16 protein-coding genes, 1 other RNA gene and 1 riboswitch are annotated in these 17,312 nt (G+C 69.0%); of the genes, 8 read left to right on the top strand and 9 right to left on the bottom strand.

Annotated elements, in window-relative coordinates; translation table 11 throughout:
* Positions 1-2: 2 nt before the first annotated feature.
* Positions 3-593 carry an HdeD family acid-resistance protein gene (locus AZC_RS00765; RefSeq protein ID WP_043878719.1) on the bottom strand — a complete coding sequence of 197 codons (591 nt, stop codon included), beginning with the start codon at positions 591-593 and terminating at the stop codon, positions 3-5.
* Positions 594-719: 126 nt separating this feature from the next.
* Here AZC_RS00765 and AZC_RS00760 point away from each other — a divergent pair, with 126 nt between their 5' ends.
* Positions 720-1,397: a DUF1345 domain-containing protein gene (locus tag AZC_RS00760; RefSeq protein WP_043879877.1), complete on the top strand. Its 678-nt coding sequence runs from the start codon at positions 720-722 to the stop codon at positions 1,395-1,397.
* Between the two features lie 25 nt (positions 1,398-1,422).
* Here AZC_RS00760 and AZC_RS00755 read toward each other — a convergent pair whose 3' ends face one another.
* Positions 1,423-3,372: a c-type cytochrome gene (locus AZC_RS00755; RefSeq protein WP_012168681.1), complete on the bottom strand. Its 1,950-nt coding sequence runs from the start codon at positions 3,370-3,372 to the stop codon at positions 1,423-1,425.
* Positions 3,373-3,485: 113 nt separating this feature from the next.
* Between AZC_RS00755 and ligA the strand changes: the two genes are divergently transcribed.
* Together ligA and AZC_RS00740 are read left to right on the top strand one after the other, a co-directional pair.
* Positions 3,486-5,705, top strand: coding sequence for an NAD-dependent DNA ligase LigA (gene ligA / locus AZC_RS00750; RefSeq protein WP_012168680.1), 2,220 nt, complete (start codon positions 3,486-3,488; stop codon positions 5,703-5,705).
* A gap of 45 nt (positions 5,706-5,750) precedes the next feature.
* Positions 5,751-5,945, top strand: a riboswitch (cobalamin riboswitch).
* 120 nt (positions 5,946-6,065) lie between these two features.
* Complete coding sequence (locus AZC_RS00740; protein WP_012168679.1) at positions 6,066-6,722, top strand: energy-coupling factor ABC transporter permease; 657 nt, start codon at positions 6,066-6,068, stop codon at positions 6,720-6,722.
* A 261-nt stretch (positions 6,723-6,983) separates the two neighbouring features.
* Here the strand turns inward: AZC_RS00740 and recR are convergent, their stop codons facing one another.
* A complete protein-coding gene (recR, locus tag AZC_RS00735) occupies positions 6,984-7,589 on the bottom strand; it encodes a recombination mediator RecR (RefSeq protein ID WP_012168678.1) in 606 nt (201 codons plus the stop codon).
* A 176-nt stretch (positions 7,590-7,765) separates the two neighbouring features.
* On the opposite strand from recR, the gene AZC_RS00730 reads away from it, so the two are divergent.
* Together AZC_RS00730 and AZC_RS00725 are read left to right on the top strand one after the other, a co-directional pair.
* On the top strand, positions 7,766-8,926 hold the full coding sequence (locus tag AZC_RS00730) for an HPP family protein (protein ID WP_012168677.1): 1,161 nt from the start codon (positions 7,766-7,768) through the stop codon (positions 8,924-8,926).
* Positions 8,926-9,300 carry a group III truncated hemoglobin gene (locus AZC_RS00725; RefSeq protein WP_012168676.1) on the top strand — a complete coding sequence of 125 codons (375 nt, stop codon included), beginning with the start codon at positions 8,926-8,928 and terminating at the stop codon, positions 9,298-9,300. The genes AZC_RS00730 and AZC_RS00725 overlap by 1 nt, the downstream gene beginning before the upstream one ends.
* Positions 9,301-9,306: 6 nt before the next feature.
* On the opposite strand, the gene AZC_RS00720 is transcribed toward AZC_RS00725, so the two are convergent.
* The 5 genes from AZC_RS00720 to ffs all read right to left on the bottom strand — a co-directional run bounded on the left by AZC_RS00720 (position 9,307) and on the right by ffs (position 13,085).
* Positions 9,307-9,627, bottom strand: a complete 321-nt coding sequence (locus AZC_RS00720) for a YbaB/EbfC family nucleoid-associated protein (RefSeq protein WP_012168675.1) — start codon at positions 9,625-9,627, stop codon at positions 9,307-9,309.
* Positions 9,628-9,723: 96 nt separating this feature from the next.
* Positions 9,724-10,818 carry a tetratricopeptide repeat protein gene (locus tag AZC_RS24190; protein ID WP_052285819.1) on the bottom strand — a complete coding sequence of 365 codons (1,095 nt, stop codon included), beginning with the start codon at positions 10,816-10,818 and terminating at the stop codon, positions 9,724-9,726.
* A 55-nt stretch (positions 10,819-10,873) separates the two neighbouring features.
* Positions 10,874-12,715, bottom strand: coding sequence for a DNA polymerase III subunit gamma/tau (locus AZC_RS00710; RefSeq protein ID WP_012168673.1), 1,842 nt, complete (start codon positions 12,713-12,715; stop codon positions 10,874-10,876).
* A 52-nt stretch (positions 12,716-12,767) separates the two neighbouring features.
* Complete coding sequence (locus tag AZC_RS25325; RefSeq protein WP_043878717.1) at positions 12,768-12,965, bottom strand: hypothetical protein; 198 nt, start codon at positions 12,963-12,965, stop codon at positions 12,768-12,770.
* A 21-nt stretch (positions 12,966-12,986) separates the two neighbouring features.
* Positions 12,987-13,085: signal recognition particle sRNA small type (ffs, locus tag AZC_RS24620), an RNA gene on the bottom strand.
* Between the two features lie 77 nt (positions 13,086-13,162).
* Between ffs and AZC_RS00700 the strand changes: the two genes are divergently transcribed.
* The 3 genes from AZC_RS00700 (at position 13,163) to AZC_RS00690 (ending at position 16,431) form a co-directional block, all read left to right on the top strand.
* Positions 13,163-13,579: an HIT family protein gene (locus tag AZC_RS00700; RefSeq protein ID WP_043878716.1), complete on the top strand. Its 417-nt coding sequence runs from the start codon at positions 13,163-13,165 to the stop codon at positions 13,577-13,579.
* A gap of 70 nt (positions 13,580-13,649) precedes the next feature.
* Positions 13,650-14,588, top strand: coding sequence for an NAD(+) diphosphatase (gene nudC, locus AZC_RS00695; protein ID WP_012168671.1), 939 nt, complete (start codon positions 13,650-13,652; stop codon positions 14,586-14,588).
* Positions 14,589-14,628: 40 nt separating this feature from the next.
* Positions 14,629-16,431, top strand: coding sequence for a uracil-xanthine permease family protein (locus tag AZC_RS00690; protein WP_012168670.1), 1,803 nt, complete (start codon positions 14,629-14,631; stop codon positions 16,429-16,431).
* 15 nt (positions 16,432-16,446) lie between these two features.
* Here the strand turns inward: AZC_RS00690 and AZC_RS00685 are convergent, their stop codons facing one another.
* Positions 16,447-17,304 carry a prephenate dehydratase gene (locus tag AZC_RS00685; protein WP_012168669.1) on the bottom strand — a complete coding sequence of 286 codons (858 nt, stop codon included), beginning with the start codon at positions 17,302-17,304 and terminating at the stop codon, positions 16,447-16,449.
* Positions 17,305-17,312: the final 8 nt, after the last annotated feature.

The raw sequence follows: 17,312 nt of genomic DNA, 5'->3' as shown, positions 1-17,312 counted from the left end.
GGTCAGACGCCCTTGCCCCGCAGGGCAAGGCCGAACACCAGCGTGGCCACCCCGTTCACGATCAGCTCCACCCCCAGGAGCAGACCGAGAATGGTGAGGCTGCTCACCGGCCAGTGGGCGATGATGACCGCCCCGAGGAGCAGCGTCACGACGCCGGACAGAACGATGAAGATCCAGCCGTCGGTGCCCCGCGCGCCGAGGCCGGCGGCGATGCGGAACACGCCGCTCACCACGAAGGCGACGCCGAGCATCAGCGTGATGACGCCGGCCGCCAGCAGCGGCTCGGACATGATGAGCCCGCCGGCCACCACATAAAGCAGGCCGCAGACGAGCCACACCGCGAACCGGCTCCACTCCCGCACCCGGAAAGCGTGCAACACCTGCACGACGCCGGCCACGAGGATCATCGCGCCCACATAGAGCGCGGTGGCGAAGGTGGAAGCGACGAGATGCGCCAGCGCCACGAACCCGAGCAGGATGAAGACGGCGCCGAGGGCGACGAACCAGCCCCAGGAATGCCGCATCTGGGACAGTCCCGGCAGCAGAGGCCCGCCGGGAGCGATGCCGCCCCGCGCATCGTTGGGAATCGTCATGGAAGCCTCCATCCGCAACCTGGAGCGCAATCATAGGCGACCTTGGCGGCCGATGCTAAGACATCGCCGCGTCCACACGCGGGAATGATGCCGCACGAACACGCCATCCGCACCACAAAGGCTCCCATGTCCCGCTCCACCCCTCCCGTTCCGACCCTGGGTGCGGCCTTGCGGCGAGGCGTGCGCCTGCACCGCCGGCTCGCCATCGCCGTGGGGGTCGCCATCGTGATCGTGCTTTTCGCGCCCATGCTGAGCTTCCGCACCCGCCTGCTGGTGGGCTGGGACGCGGGCATCGCGCTGTGGCTCATCCTCACCCTGCATATGGTCAACGGCTCCAATGCGGCGAAGATCCGGGCCCGTGCCGCCGAGGAGGACGAAGGCGCCGCCGCCATCCTCATCGGCTGCCTGCTCGCCAGCTTCAGCAGCCTCGTGGCGGTGGTGATGGAGGCGGGAGCGACCGCCCATGCCAGCGGCGCGGCGGCAGCGCACATCCTGCTCGCCATCGGCACGCTGGCGCTGTCCTGGTGCTTCATCCACGGCATCTACGCGCTGCACTATGCCCGCGAATATTATGCGCCCGACGTCGACTGCCATCCCATGCTCGGCTTTCCGGGCTCGCAGGAGCCGGATGCCTGGGACTTCATGTATTTCTCCTTCACCATCGGCACCTCGGCGCAGACGGCGGACGTGAGCGTGAACTCGGCGCGGATGCGCCGCTTCGTGCTCGGCCACCAGCTCGTGGCCTATGCCTTCAACGCCTCCGTGCTGGCGCTGGGCGTCAACGTCGCGGCGGGACTGGTCTGACCCCACCGCGACGGTTGTTTGCCGGCTATTTCGCCGCGACCGTCGGCGTCGGCAGCAGTTGCAGCGTGCCGATGACCTGCTGGCCGAAGCTGTTCAGCAGGTTGTTCTGCTCCGCGATCGACGTGCCGGGCAGCGCCGCCACCGCCGGGCAATAGGCGAGGATCAGGGCGTTCGCCACATCCGCCCGCCGCGCCTTCGGGTTCTGCTGCACCAGCGTCGTCGCATAGGTCTTGGCGGCATCTCCGCTGACCGGCGGCTTCGGCGTGCCCAGCAGCGCGACCGCCGCATCCCCGAGCGCCTTGGGCACTTGCTTGCCGTCGTTCGCCGGGCAGGCCAGCTTGGCGGCAAGGCTCGCCGGCTCACGGCCGATGAGGCCCGTGCCCGCCGGCACCGCCCAGATCACCGGCACGTCCGGAATGGTACCGGAGGCGAGACGCGGCGAAATGGCGGCGGCCACCTGCAGCGTCCAGCGGCGCAGGTCGCCATATTTCTGCCAGTCAGGCGCCTGGCTCGCCGCCACCACCGGACAGTAAGCGGCGGTGAGCGCATCCACCACGCCGTTGGGCGAGCTGTCGCCGGAGGCTGAGGTGTAGGCATCCGCCAGCTTGTCGATGGCCCGCGAGCCGCCCTGGATCATCTGGGTGAGCGAGGCGACCACCTTGGCGTCCGGCCCGCTGTTGCCCGGCGCACCGCCCACCTTCGGGCAGTCGAAGGAAGAAGCGACCTGCGTGCCATAATCCGGCACATGGGCCGTGGCGCGCCATGCGGCCACCATGCCGGCGGTGGCATTGGCGGTGCCGCCGTTGCCCCACGAGGTGCGCACGTAATTCACGAGGTCCGCCACCTGGCTGTCGGACAGGCGTCCGGCGAAGGAGGGCATGGCACCATAGGTGCCGCCCGCCGGCAGGCCGCCCAGCACCGCCATGATGACGTTATAGGGCTCGGCCGCCGTCACCGCCGGATTGCCCGCGAGCGGCGGCACCGCGACGCCCGCGCCGACCCCGCCGTCGCGATGGCAGGGAGCGCAATTGTCGATGTAGCTCTTGGCCGCGCGCACATAGACATCATGCGGCAAGGGGGAAGCCGCCTCGGGGGCGGGCTTGTCCTTGGGCGGCGGGCTGTCGAGCAGATAGGTCACCATGGCGTCGATGTCGCCGGGGGTGAGATAGGCAAGGCTCTCGTGCACCACCTCGGCCATGGGGCCGAACACGGAGGTCTTGCCCGGCGCCGATCCGGTCCGCAGGAACTGGGAGAGCGTGTCCTTGGTCCAGTTTTTGGCGAGCGCGGCGGAAGCAATGTCCGGCGCGTAGAAGCCGTCCACCTCGGAGCCGGTGAAGATGTCCTTCGACTTCACCGCGCCCATGATGTTGCGCGGCGAATGGCAGTCCGAGCAGTGGCCGAGCGCCTCCACCAGATAGGCGCCGCGGTTCCAGCTGTCGCTCTTGCCAGCGGTGGGCTTGAAGGTGGCGGGCGTGAAGAAGAGCTCGCGCCACGCCAGAAGGCCGAGGCGGACGTTGAAGGGGAACTTCAGCTCGTTTTCCCGATCGGGCTGCGCCACCGGCTGGATGCGCCGCACGAAGGCCCAGAGCGCCTTCAGATCATCGTCCGTAATGCCCGTGTAGGCGTCGAACGGCATGGCCGGATAGAGATAGGCGCCGTCCTTGCGGATGCCGTTGTGCAGGGCGGCCTTGAAGTCGTCGAAGGTCCAGCTGCCGATGCCATATTGCGGGTCGGACGTGATGTTGACCGAATACATCACGCCGAAGGGCGTCTTGAAGGGCAGGCCGCCCCCATAGGGCTTCGACTTGTCGCCCGTGTGGCAGGGCATGCAGTCGGCCGCGCGGGCGAGATAGGCGCCGCGATCCACAAGAGCCGCATCGTCGCTCGCCGCCTGCGCAGCGGCGGAGCTGATGCCCCCGAAGCCCGCCAAGCCCAGACAGGCCGCCCCCAGAATGGTGTTCCTCATCCCCGCCATGGCCGTTTCCCCGTTTGCCTTGGGAGGTACATTGGACGGGTTACAAAAAAGAGACAATCGCCAGTTGCAGGCGCCCATTGCTGAACCGGGCGGCTTCCAGCAAAAAGACGTCCATGACCGCGAACCGCCCCGCCCTTCCGACCCGCGACAAGGCCGTCTCCGACCTCTCGGCGACCGAGGCCTCCGACGAACATGCCGCACTCTCGCAGGAGATCGCGTCCCACGACGCGCGCTACTATCAGGAGGACGCGCCGGTCATTTCGGATGCCGATTACGACCGGCTGCGGCGGCGCTATGAAGACATCGAGGCGCGCTTCCCCGCGCTCAAGAATGACGACAGCCTCTCGCGCAAGGTGGGCGCGGCGCCTTCGGCGAAATTCGCCAAGGTGGTCCATCAGGTGCCCATGCTCTCGCTCCAGAACGCCTTCTCCGACGAGGAGGTCGAGGAGTTCGTGGCCCGCGTGCGGCGCTTCCTCAATCTGGCCGAGAGCGCGGAACTCGCCTTCACCGCCGAGCCGAAGATCGACGGCCTGTCCTGCTCCCTGCGCTACGAGGGCGGCGTTCTGGTGCGGGCGGCGACGCGCGGCGACGGGACGCAGGGCGAGGACGTGACCGCCAACGTGCGCACCATTGCCGAAATCCCCCATCGCCTGACGGGCGCGGGCGTGCCGGACATCATCGATATCCGGGGCGAGGTCTATATGGGCAAGGCGGACTTCCTCGCCCTCAACGCCCGGCAGGAAGAGGCCGGCAAGCCGGTGTTCGCCAATCCGCGCAATGCGGCGGCGGGCTCGCTCCGCCAGCTCGATCCCGAAATCACCCGGTCGCGCCCCTTGCGCTTCTTCGCTTATGCCTGGGGGCAGGCCGAGCCCGGCCCGCCCGGCGCCAGCCAGCATGAGGTGGTGGACGCCTTCCGGCGCTTCGGCCTGCCCACCAATCCGCTCACCATCCGCGTCACCGATGCGGCGGGGCTGCTGGCCCATTACCGGAAGATCGGGGCGGAGCGCGCGAGCCTCGGCTATGACATCGACGGCGTGGTCTACAAGGTGGACAGCCTCGCGCTTCAGGAGCGCCTCGGCTTCGTCTCCCGCTCGCCGCGCTGGGCCATCGCCCACAAGTTCGCCGCCGAGCAGGCGACCACGGTCATCGAGGCCATCGAGATCCAGGTCGGCCGCACCGGGGCGCTCACGCCGGTGGCGAAGCTCACGCCCGTCACCGTGGGCGGCGTCGTCGTCTCCAACGCGACGCTGCACAATGAGGATTACATCCGCGCCATCGGCGGCAATGGCGAAGAGATCCGCGAGGGCATCGACATCCGCGTCGGCGACACCGTGGTGGTCCAGCGCGCCGGCGATGTGATCCCGCAGGTGGTCTCCGTGGTGCTGGACAAGCGCCCGGCCGGGGCCACGGCCTATCAGTTCCCGCACCACTGCCCCGTCTGCAACAGCCAGGCGGTGCGCGAGGTGGACCCCAAGACCGGCAAGCAGGATGCGGTGCGCCGCTGCACCGGCGGCCTCATCTGCCCGGCGCAGGCGGTGGAGCGGCTGCGCCACTTCGTCTCCCGCAACGCCTTCGACATCGAGGGGCTCGGCGAGAAGCAGGCCCACGCTTTCTATGAGTGGAAGCTGATCGCGGAGCCGGCGGACATCTTCCGCCTTCAGGCCCGCAACGAACAGTCGCTCTCGAAGCTGGAAAACCGCGAAGGCTGGGGCAGGACCTCGGCGCAGAACCTCTTCGCCGCCATCGAGGCCCGGCGCACCATCGCGCTCGACCGCTTCATCTTCGCCCTCGGCATCCGCCATGTGGGCGAGACCAATGCCAAGCGGCTCGCCCGCCATTACGGCTCGGTGGAGGCCCTGCGCGATGCCGCCATCGGCGCCGAGATGCCCACCGAGATGGAGGAGGCCTCCGAGGAGACCCCGCCCACCCGCCGCCGCAAGCCGCAGGGCAATGAGGTGTGGCAGGAGATGACGGACATCGACGGCATCGGCGCCGTGGTGGCCGAGGCGGTGGTGGAGTTCTTCCGCGAGCCGCACAACCGGCAGGTCGTGGAAGAGCTGCTGAAGGAAGTGACGCCCCAGCCGCTGGAGGCCGTCGCCTCAACGTCGCCCGTCTCGGGCAAGACCGTGGTCTTCACCGGATCCTTGGAGCGCATGACCCGCGACGAGGCCAAAGCCATGGCCGAGCGCCTCGGCGCCAAGGTCGCCGGCTCGGTCTCCGGCAAGACCGACCTTCTGGTCGCTGGCCCCGGCGCGGGCTCCAAGCTGGAGAAGGCCCGCAGCCTCGGGGTGAAGACCATCACCGAGGACGAGTGGTTCGATCTGGTGGGCTGAGCCTGCCGCAGCTGACGTAAAGGTGGCGGCGCGGCATCGGCTTGGCTAAGGTGTCATCGGGAAGGTGCGGCCCTTTGGGGCCGTGAAAAGGGAATCCGGTGCGGCCACAAGGCCCAGGCCGGAGCTGCCCCCGCAACTGTAAGCGGCCGAAGACGCGATCCTCATGCCACGGGCACGCCCCGGAAGGCGATCGCGGACAGGACGCGAGCCAGGAGACCTGCCTTCTCGCAACTGAACTCGAAGCCGTCGGCGGGACGGATGGGGGTGGACATGACGACCGACAGCGCCTGAGCCGCCGCGCGTGCGTGCCGCGCCAAAGACGCGCCCCCTGACCCGTTCTCTTTCATCCGGAATTTTCCCATGCATATCGAACCCGGCATCCTGTCGGCCGCCAAGGTCGTCGCCGCCAACGCCGCCGCCATCGCGACCCTTGCCACCTATGCGCCCAAGCTGGTGCGCAACCCCGTGATCCTCGTGAAAACGGTGCTCGCCGCCGCTTTCTTCTCCGTCTTCATGGAGATTTTCCACCTGCCGGTGGGCGCGTCGGAACTGCATTTCGTCGGAGCTTCAGCGGTCTATTTCATCTTCGGCTTCGTGCCGACGCTGTTCGGCTTCGCCCTCGGCCTGCTGCTGCAGGGCGCGCTGTTCGAGCCGCAGGACCTCGTCCACCTGGGCGTCAACAGCCTCTCGCTCATGGTGCCGCTGATCGCCGTGCACGAGACCTTCGGCAAGCGCTTCTTCGCCCGCGACGAGAGCAAGCTGCCCGTCTCCTGGGCGCAGATCCTGAAGTTCGACGCGGCCTATTATTCCGGCGTCGTCAGCATGGTCGGCTTCTGGCTGCTGATGGGCAACGAAGCCACGCCGGTCTACGACTGGGCGATCTTCGCCGCCTCCTACCTGCCGCTGGTGCTGTGCGAACCCATCTTCACCTTCGTCGCGCTGAAGCTGCTGGGCCGCATCGAGAACAACAGCGCCGTGCGCCGTTTCACCGTGGTGGGCGAACTCGCCACCCGCTGAGCCCGATCCGTCATCGCGAGACCAGCCGGCCGGGGAAACCCGGCCGGTTCTGTTTTGAGGGTTAGGGCGCCCGTCCGGGAATGTCGGCTTCGCGCCCATTTGCGTGCCTGCCCCCTCCCAACCCTCCCCCGCAAGCGGGAGAGGGCTTTCCCCGCCAGGGTTTGGCCTGTCGCTGCGGTTGGCGCAACAGGCCCCCTCTCCCGCTTGCGGGGGAGGGCTGGGGAGGGGGAAAAGGCCGTTCCGGCCGTGCTCGCCGGGCGCTCAGAGCGCCGTGCGGGCGCGGATGGCAGCGGAGAGCGTGCCTTCGTCCAGATGGTCCAGCTCGCCGCCCACCGGCACGCCATGGGCGAGGCGGGTCACCTTCACGCCGGTCTCGCGCAGCAGGTCGGTGACATAATGGGCGGTGGTCTGGGCATCGACGGTGGCGCCGAGCGCGAGGATCACCTCGTTGACGCCACCCGCCCCCACGCGCTCAACGAGCTTTGTCAGATTGAGGTCGTCCGGGCCCACGCCGTCGAGCGGAGAGAGCACGCCGCCGAGCACATGATACTTGGCGTTGATGGCGTTGGCCCGCTCCAACGCCCAGAGGTCGGCCACCTCCGCCACCACCACGAGCACGCTCGAATCGCGATGGATGTCCGTGCACACCGTGCAGGGATCGCGCACGTCCACGTTCCCGCACACCTGACACTCGACGATCTTGCCGAGCACATCCTGCAAGGCGAGGCCGAGGGGGGCCATCAGCGTTTCGCGCTTCTTGATGAGATGCAGCGTCGCCCGGCGGGCCGAGCGCGGGCCAAGGCCCGGCAGGCGGCCCAGAAGCTGGATGAGGCGTTCGATCTCGGGACCGGCCACGGCACGGGACATCAGCGGCACACTTTCACAAATCGGCTTCCCGTCATGTAGCGCGCCACCCGCCGGAGCGCCAATCCGGGACCAGCCAGCCGCACCCAGGCATTGGCATTACGTATGCCAATATTGCCCACGGATCAGGCTTCCTGCTAATTCATTGGGCAACAAACAAGCCGAACGGGAGGCGCCCCATGCTCGAAACCCTGAAGCGGCTCATTCCGCCCATCGGGCCGGTGAGCCCGTCCGAGCAGGTCCGCGCCGCCTGCGGGGCGCTGCTCGGCATCTTCCTGACCGGCTTCATCACCCGTCTCGCGCTCGGCTCGGGCTCCGCCGTGCCGCTGCTCATCGCCCCCATGGGCGCGTCCGCCGTGCTGCTGTTCGCCGTGCCGTCGAGCCCGCTCGCGCAGCCCTGGTCGATCCTCGGCGGGAATCTGGTGGCCTCCACCGTCGGCGTCACCGCCACCATGTGGATCCCCGATCCCTTCCTCGCCGGAGGCGTCGGCGTGGGCGGGGCCATTGCGCTCATGCTGGCGCTGCGCTGCGTGCATCCGCCCAGCGGGGCGGTGGCGCTCACCGCCGTGGTGGGCGGCCCGGCGGTGACCAAGCTCGGCTATGCGTTCGTCCTGTGGCCGGTGATGGTGAATTCGCTGGTCATCCTCTCGGTCGCCATCGCCTACAACAACCTCACGCGCCGGCGCTATCCGCACCTCGCCCCGCTCAAGACGCCGGCCCCGGCGGCGCAGGAAGCCCGCGCGGCCACCTTCGCCCATCAGGACATCATCGCCGCCCTGCGGGAGGCGGACGAACTGATCGACGTGGACCCGTCCGACCTCGAGGACATCCTGCACCGCGCCCAGCTCCGCGCGTTCGATCGGCGCTCGGACGGGCTCACCTGCGGAGACATCATGACGCGGCACGTACTCGCGGTCTCTCCCGCCACCCCCATTCTGGAGGCCATGGAACTGTTGCGGTCCGGCCGGACCAAGGTGCTGCCGGTGACCAGCGACAAGGCGGAGGTGATCGGCGTCCTCACCCAGACCGACTTGCTGGACAAGGTGGACTGGGACCATAAAGGCCCGCGCCTCGGCTTCGGCAGGCGCGTCAGCGCGGCACTCCGCGCCGGGCGGGCGCCGGATGGAACGGTGGAGGAGATCATGAGCACGCCGGTCACCGCCGTCACCGCCGAGATGCGCGTCGCCGCCCTCGTGCCGCTCATGTCGCAGAGCGGGATGCACCACATTCCGGTGGTGGACGCCAAGGGCCAGCTCGCCGGCGTGGTCAGCCAGGGCGATCTCATCGCCGCGCTGATCCAGGGCCGCGGCGAGGCTCCCCCCGCCCAAGTGGCCTCCTGATGCACGATCACGTCACGCCGCAGACCATCGCAGACCTGCTGGACCGCTTCTATGCGAAGGCGCGAGCGCACGAGCGGCTCGGCCCGGTCTTCAACGCGGCGGTGGACGACTGGCCCGAGCACATGGCGACGCTCAACGCCTTCTGGGGCTCCATCATGCTGGCGAGCCGCCAGTACAAGGGCAATCCGCTCGCCATGCACCGCGCCCTGCCGCTGACGCCGGACCTGTTCGGCGACTGGCTGGCGCTGTGGCGGCAGACCACGGGCGAGATGTTCACGCCAGAGCTTGCCGCCCTCTTCGTGGAGAAGGCGGAGCGCATCGCCGAAAGCCTGAAGGCGGGGCTGTTCTTCAACCCCGCCGCGCTCCGGCGCTGAAAGCGATCAGAACAGCTTGAGGCCGGGAGGCAGGGGCAGGCCGCCGGTCAGTTCCTGCATCTTCTCGGCCATCACCTTCTCGGCCTTGGCGCGGGCGTCCGCCAGCGCGGCGACGATGAGGTCTTCGAGGATCTCCACCTCTTCCGGCTTCATGAGGCTCGGGTCGATGCGCACGGACTTGGTGGCGCCCTTGGCGCTCACCCGCACGGTGACGAGACCACCGCCGGAGGCGCCGTCCACCTCGGTATTCTCCAGTTCCTCCTGCACCTGCTGCATCCGGCCCTGAAGTTCCTTGGCCTGCTTCATCATGCCCATGAGGTCGCGCATCGTCAGGGTCTCCCGGTTCCGGTCACGGTGTGGCCGGCCGCGCGGAGCGCACCGGCATGTTCAGGACAAAGGCCATAGGTCGGCGGCGGGGCGCATTCAAGGCCGGGCTGTGTGCGAGCCCCGGCCGGGCAGCGCGGCGATGAGCCGCTTGAGCAGCCCCTTGCGGGCCTGTTGCGCCCGGACCCGATCGAGTTCCGCCACATGGACGATGGCCTCGGGAAAGCGGCGCACGATCGCTTCCTGCACGGCCAGCGCCTCGGCGTGGCGGCCTGCGCGTTCCAGAAAGCGCCGGTACACATAGAGCAGGCTCGGATCGTCCGGCGACAGCGCAAGCGCCTTGCGGAAGCGGGCATCCGCCTTGTCCCAGTCCCGATGGGAGGCCAGCACCCAGCCATAGGTGAGCGAAACCCACGGATCGTCGGGGGCCAGCGCCAGCGCCCTGTCCAGCAGGCGCACACGGCGCCCACGCAAGACCCGCGGCAGGGCCAGCGCCTTGTGCATGAGATAGCGCGGCGACCGATCGCTGCGTTGGCGCACCTCCGCCTCCAGAGCCTGCGGATCGAACGTCCCCCGGACCACCGCCTCCACCGTGGGCCCCAGCAGCCCCATCTCCCGCAGCAGCGGCAGGCAGGGATGGCCCGCATGGGGCAGACGGACATGGCACACCGGCATCTCCCGCCCGATCAGACGGGCATGGCGACGGTCGGCGGTGCGGGGATCATAGAATAGATAAGCCCTCGCCTCCCGCCGCACCGGTTCGGCATCGAACGGAAAGCGCAAGCCTTCGGCGGCCCGCTTCCAGCGCTTCTCCCATGGCACCCTTGCGGGATCGACGGAATATTGCGGCGAACAGGCCAGCACCACGTCCGCCCGGAGGCGACCCGAGAAACGATAGGCGGCATAGCCGCCCATGCTGCTGCCATAGGTGGCGAGACGACGTCCCTCGCCCACCGCCGCCCGTATGGCGGCGAGCGCCGCCGGCATGTCCGCATCTTGATACCAGTCGTTGCGCGCCGGGATGACATGGAAGGCCTCGATGCCCTGCTGCGCGAAGAAGGCCGCACCAAATCCCGCGCGGTCCAGCGACGGGAAATCCGCATAGGGTTCAAAGGTGACCACGACCGGGCCGGAACGGTCCCCGGCGCCCCGCACGACGCGGAGCGTCGGGGAAGCAAAGATCTCTTCACGCACCAATCTGGCACCCCACCGGAGCCGGATTTACAAGAGACGGCGGCGTCCTCCGCCGTCAGTCGAAGGGTGAAAGCCCGTCCTCGTCGGCATCGGGGCCCGAGTCGACTTCCTCCACCGGTGCCAGGGTGGCTTCCGGCACCTCTTCCTTGATGCGCACGTCCACGATCTGCGCACCGGGGAATTGGGAGAGCACGGCCGCCACCAGCGGCTCGGCCCGGATGCCGTCCTCCCGCTCCTCGCGGGCGGCACGGGCGATTTCCGCGATCGTCGCCTCGCCCTGTTTGGAGGATAGCGACACCAGCCACCGGCGGCCGGTCCATTCGGCAAGCTTGCGGGAGAGATCCTGAACGAGGTTCGGATCGCCGCCCGGCGCCATGGAAATCTCGATGCGCCCTTCCTCGAAATGCACGAGGCGGGCGTGGCTCTCCACCGCATGCTTGAGCATGAGGTCGCGCTTCTGGGTGGCGAGCGCCACCACATCCGCGAGGCTGGAAAGCTGCGGGCCGGCCACGGCGACGGGCTCCGCCGCCACCCGCTGGGGCGCGGGCTCCGAGCGGGCCGCCACCGAGAGGCGGGCGCCACCGCCGGCGGCCATGGCGGTCATCGCCCCGCCGCCCATTCCACCGCCGCCACCCGAAGGCGGAGACGGGGGCGCGGAGGCCTCCGGCGCCGGCATGTCCTTCAGCTTGCGTAACGCCTCGTCGGGCGTCGGCAGATCGGCGGCATAGGCGAGGCGCACCAGCACCATTTCGGCGGCCTGCGCGGGCTTGGCCGCCTGCTGCACCTCGGCGATGCCCTTGGTCAGCATCTGCCAGGTGCGCGAGAGCACGCGCATGGACAGGGCCTCCGCCATCTCCACGCCGCGGATGCGTTCGGCCTCCACCAGCGAGGCGTCGGAGGCGCTATCCGGCACGATCTTGAGGCGGGTGACGAGATGGGTGAATTCGGCGAGGTCCGTGAGGATCACGGCTGGATCGGCGCCCGAATCATACTGATCGCGGAATTCGGCCAGCGCACGGGGCATGTCGCCCTTCATCAGCGCGTCGAACAGGTCGATGACGCGCGCCTTGTCCGCAAGGCCCAGCAGGCGGCGGACCTCCTCGCCCGTCACCGCGCCGCCGCCATGGGCGATGGCCTGATCGAGCAGCGAGAGCGAATCGCGCACCGAGCCTTCCGCCGCGCGGGCGACGATGGAGAGCGCCTCGGCATCCACCGAGACGTTCTCCTTCGCGCAGATGCGCGACAGATGCGCGGCCAGCACGCCCGCCTCCACGCGCCGCAGGTCGAAGCGCTGGCAGCGGGAGAGCACGGTGACGGGCACCTTGCGGATTTCCGTGGTGGCGAAGATGAACTTCACATGCTCGGGCGGCTCTTCCAGCGTCTTCAGCAGCCCGTTGAAGGCCGCCGTGGAGAGCATGTGCACCTCGTCGATGATGTAGACCTTGTAGCGGGCCATCACCGGGCGGTAGCGCGAGCCTTCGATGATCTCGCGGATGTCGTTGATGGAGGTGTTGGACGCGGCGTCCATCTCCATCACGTCCACATGGCGCGACTCGATGATGTCCTTGCAGTGCTTGCCGAACACCGAGAGGTCGAGCGAGGGGCCGCCGGGGCTGCCGTCCATGGGCTCGTAATTGAGGGCGCGGGCGAGGATGCGGGCGGTGGTCGTCTTGCCGACGCCGCGAACGCCCGTGAGGATATAGGCCTGCGCGATGCGGCCGGAGGCGAACGCATTGGAGAGCGTCCGCACCATGGCTTCCTGGCCGATCAGGTCGTCGAAATTCTGCGGCCGGTATTTGCGCGCCAGCACGCGATAGGGCGCGGCCTGCGGCGCCGGAGCGGGCGTCGCGGCGGGCAGGTCGAAGGCGGGCATATCTTCGGGGGTGTCGGCGCTCATGGCGCCTTCATATCATTCCGGCGCGGGCCATGCCCATCCGCCGCACGGATATTCACGCCCCGTCCCGCGACCGGCCGAACCGCAGCAGCGCCCACGCGCCACCGATCCCGAGCGCAAGGGCGATCGCGCAGAACGCCAGATCGGTCGTCGTGTCATGGGGGAAGCGCACGGCGGCCGTCACCGAGGTGACGATGAGCACGATGGCCGCGCTCTGTTCGGGCCGGCGGGCCCGCGTCATCCACTGGAACATGACATGCCCATGCGTGGAGAAGGTGGGAGGCTGGACAGAGACCCGAGACCGGGCTCGTTGGGGCTGCTTCCTTCCGGACCTGACCCGGTTGGCGAGTGGCTCGTCCACCGCCAACCTCCCGGCCCCTATATCGTCGCCCACGCGCCGAATGGCAAGCCCGCCTTGCGCCGGCTTTCGATTCTTCCTCAAGTGCGGCCATGACCGATTCGTTCACGCTCGATCCTCGCCTTGCCGCCGATGGCCCCGCGCTCGGCGACCTGCCGCTCTGCCACCTGCGCCTCGTGGAGGACGCGCGCTTTCCATGGGTGGTGATGATCCCTCGCCGGGCCGCGCGGGTGGAGATCATCGACCTCGCCCCGCAGGACCGGGCGACGCTCATGGAAGAGATCGCCACCGTCAGCTCCGCGCTCAAGTCGGTGAGCGGCGCGCAGAAGCTGAACGTGGCCGCGCTCGGCAACATGGTGCCGCAGCTCCACGTGCATATCGTCGGCCGCACGGCGGGCGATGCGGCCTGGCCCGGCCCGGTGTTCGGGGCCGGCACGCGAATGCCCTATGGAGAGGATGCCCGGAGCGCGTTCGTGAGCCGGCTCAAGGCCAGTCTCCGCCTGCCCTGAGGCGCTTGCCTCCATCGGGCCGGCGTGCCACGGTCCGGCGCAGGCCTCCCGCCCTCAGTTCTCAGGCTCCATGCTCGCGTCCTCGTCTTCCCCTCTCGGCCCGTGGCCGGCTCTCGGCTATGTGGGCAATCCCCTCGATCGTGCGGCCCAGCGTCGGGGCGAGGCGGACGCCCTCGCCCGGCGCTCCGATGCCCAGGCCTATCTCCTGGGTGGGGAACTCGTGGCGCTGAAAGCGGGAAAGGGAGAGGTCCACGGCCCCCTCTTTTCCCTTCCCGAGGCGCAGGACTGGGGCGGCAGCGAGCCGCTCTTCCTCGGCCTTGAGGACGGCGCCCCCCGCTTCGGCCTCTTCTTCCCTGTCGAGAATCGCGAGCGCATGGAGGCCGCCGGCCTCATCGTCACCGATCTGCGCAGCATCGCCGTGGGCGGCTTGGTCGAAGCCCGCCATCTCGGCCCCATCGCCTGCGCCAAGGCGCTGGGCGCCTGGCACCAGCGTCACCGCTTCTGCTCCAATTGCGGCGCCCCCACCCGCGTGGTGGAGGCGGGCTGGCGGCGCGACTGCCCCTCCTGCGGCGGCCAGCATTTTCCGCGCACGGACCCGGTGGCGATCATGCTCACCTATTCCGGCGACAAGTGCCTGCTCGGCCGCCAGCCGCGCTTTGCCCCCAACATGTGGTCGTGTCTTGCCGGCTTCGTGGAGCCGGGCGAGACCTTCGAGGAGGCGGTGCGGCGCGAGACCTTCGAGGAAGCCGGAATCACCACGGGCAAGGTCGCCTATCATTCCGCCCAGCCCTGGCCCTTCCCCATGTCGCTCATGATCGGCTGTCTCGCAGAGGCGACGTCCACGGACATCGTGATCGATCCGCTGGAACTGGAGGCCGCCCGCTGGTTCGACCGCGCCGAGGCTGCGGCCATGCTGACGCGCACCCACCCGGACGGCCTGTTCGCCCCGCCGCCCGTGGCCATCGCCCACCATCTCATCCGCGCCTTCGTGGAAGGCGCCACCGCCTGATCGGTGCGGATCAGAGCCGGCCAGTGAGGGAGCCTGTCGCATGACGCCTGTTCCGGGCGCCTCGCCAGCCAAGCGACCGCAGGGGCTCCTCAACCGTCTCCGCCGCCTCGTGATGCTGGAACACGGCACGCCCCACCGGCCGCGCCGCCGGCCGCCGGCGCTGGTGTTCGGGCTCGAGGACAAGGTTCCCGCCGGGGCGCTTATCGCCCTCTCGGGCCAGCACGCCATGCTGGCGCTCACCTTCCTGATCTATCCGCTGGTGGCGGCCAGCCAGGTCGGGCTATCGCAGCCCGAGACCAATGCAGTGCTCACCGCCTGCACGCTGTGCATCGGCATCGCCACCATGCTCCAGTGCGCGCGCTCCCGGGTCGGCAGCGGCTATCTCATCGTCCATGTGCCCTCGCCCGGCGCCTTGCCGCTGGCCATCCAGGCGCTGACCCTGGGCGGCGTCGGGCTCATGGCGGCCATGACGCTGCTGGTGGGCGTGTCGCAACTGTTCATCGCCCGCATCGTTCGCCCGCTTCGGGTGCTGCTGCCGCCGGAGGTCTGCGGCGTCGCGGTGACCACGCTCGGCATCTCGCTGGCGGAACCGGCGCTCCGGCGCGCGCTCGGGCTCGACCGGGGCAGCAGCGTGGTGGACGACAATGCGCTGATCGTCAGCCTCGTGACCGTGGCGCTCATCGTCGGCATCGCCATTTTCACGCCCCGGCGCATCAAGATCTTCGCCGTCCTGATAGGGGCCTCCTCGGGCTGGGCGCTCGCCGCCTGGCTCGGCATCGAGCAGCCGGGCGGCGCGGCGCTGCTCGCCTCGGCGCCGCTCGTGGCACTGCCTTCGCTGCATCTGCCCGCCTTCGAGATCGCCCCTTCCCTGCTGCCGCTGGCGGCACTGAGCGTGATGCTGAACATCGTGGACGTGCTCAGCATCACCGTCTCGCTGGAAAAGATGAACGATGCGGAATGGCGGCGGGCGGACATGCGGGCGGCGAGCCGCGCCGTCACCACATCCGGCATCGGCAACGTGCTGAACGGCCTCGTCTCCGGCTTCCAGTCGGGCCTGTCATCCTCGGCAGTGGGCCTTGCCTTCGCCACGGGGGCCACCGCGCGCATCATCGGCTTCGTCGCCGGCGCGCTCATCTTCGCCACCGCCTTCTTCCCGAAGGCCATCGTGGCGCTCACCCTCATTCCCGCGCCCGTGGTGGGTGGCATCCTCATCTACACCACCGCTTACCTGCTGGTGGCGGGCATGGAGCTGATCCTTTCCCGCCGTCTCAGCGAGCGGCGGGTGTTTCTCGTCGGCTTGTCGATCCTCGCGGCTCTGTCCGTCGCGCTGCTGCCCATCAAGGGGCAGTTTCCGGGCTGGATCCAGCCTCTGGTCTCCACCCCCATGAGCGTCGGCGCCTTCTGCGCCATCGTGCTCAACCTCATCTTCCGGATCGGCATCTCGCAGGAGTCCGGCTTTACCGCCGGTCTCGGCACCGATCCCTACCCGACCATGCGCGACTTCCTCGAGCGCCAAGGGGATCTCTGGGGTGCGCGGCGCGACGTGATCGCCGCCGCCATTCCGGTGGGCGCCCAGGCGCTGGAGCTGCTTCTGGAGAACAGCATCGCCACCGGCGAGGTGGAGGTGCGCGCCCGCTTCGACGAGACGCACCTCGACGTTTTCCTGCTTTATGACGGCGCGGTGCTGGAGCCGCCAAAGGCGCGCCCCTCGCCCGAGGCCCTTCTGGGTGATGACGCGGAGGTGGCGGCCTTCTGCGCCTATATGATCCAGAAGCTCTCCGACCACGTCACTTTCGGCCAGAGCAGCGGGCGGGCCCGCATTGCGCTCCGCTTTGACCACTGAGGGCCGCAGCGCGCCTCACGCCTCCGGCTTGGGCGAGCGGGTGGTGCGGAAGGGGTGGGCGGGATAGACGCCCAGAATGCGCATCTCGCGGGAGAAGAAGGCCAGTTCCTCCAGCGCCAGCTTCAGGTTCCGGTCGTCCGGATGGCCGTCCACGTCCGCATAGAACTGGGTGGCGGTGAACTCGCCGTCGAGCTGATAGCTCTCCAGCTTGGTCATGTTCACGCCATTGGTGGCAAAGCCGCCCAGCGCCTTGTAAAGCGCCGCCGGCACGTTGCGCACGCGGAACACGAAGGTCGTCATCACCGGACCGTTGCCCGCCGGCGCCCAGTCCGCCTCGCGCTTCAGGATGATGAAGCGCGTCGTGTTGTGGGCCTCGTCCTCGATGTTCTCGGCGAGGATGTCGAGCCCATAGATCTCCGCCGCGAGGCGGGGGGCGATGGCGGCGCGGGTGATGTCCTTGGCGTCCGCAATCTCGCGGGCGGAGCCGGCGGTGTCGCCGCCCACCACGGCGGTGAGATTGAGCGTGCGGATGGCCTTGCGGCACTGGCCGAGCGCCATCACGTGGCTCTGCACGGTCTTGATGGTGGAGAGGCTCGCGCCCTTCACCGCCATGAGCTGGTGGGAGAGCGGCAGGAAGAACTCAGCCGTGATCTGGAGCGAGGAGCGCGGCATCAGGTGGTGGATGTCCGCCACGCGCCCCGCCACCGTATTCTCGATGGGGATCATGGCGAGCTCCGCCGATCCGTTGTCCACGGCGATGAAGGCGTCCTCGAAGGTCGGGCACGGCACCGCTTCGTAGTCCGGAAACACCTCCCGGCAGGCGATGTGGGAATTGGCCCCCGGTTCGCCCTGGAACACGATGCGGCGGTTCATGCCTTGCT

Origin of the sequence: Azorhizobium caulinodans ORS 571 (assembly GCF_000010525.1) — a bacterium.
GTDB lineage: Bacteria > Pseudomonadota > Alphaproteobacteria > Rhizobiales > Xanthobacteraceae > Azorhizobium > Azorhizobium caulinodans.
The sequence above is the reverse complement of the archived record's forward strand: the minus strand, read 5'-3'. Positions and strand labels throughout refer to the sequence as shown.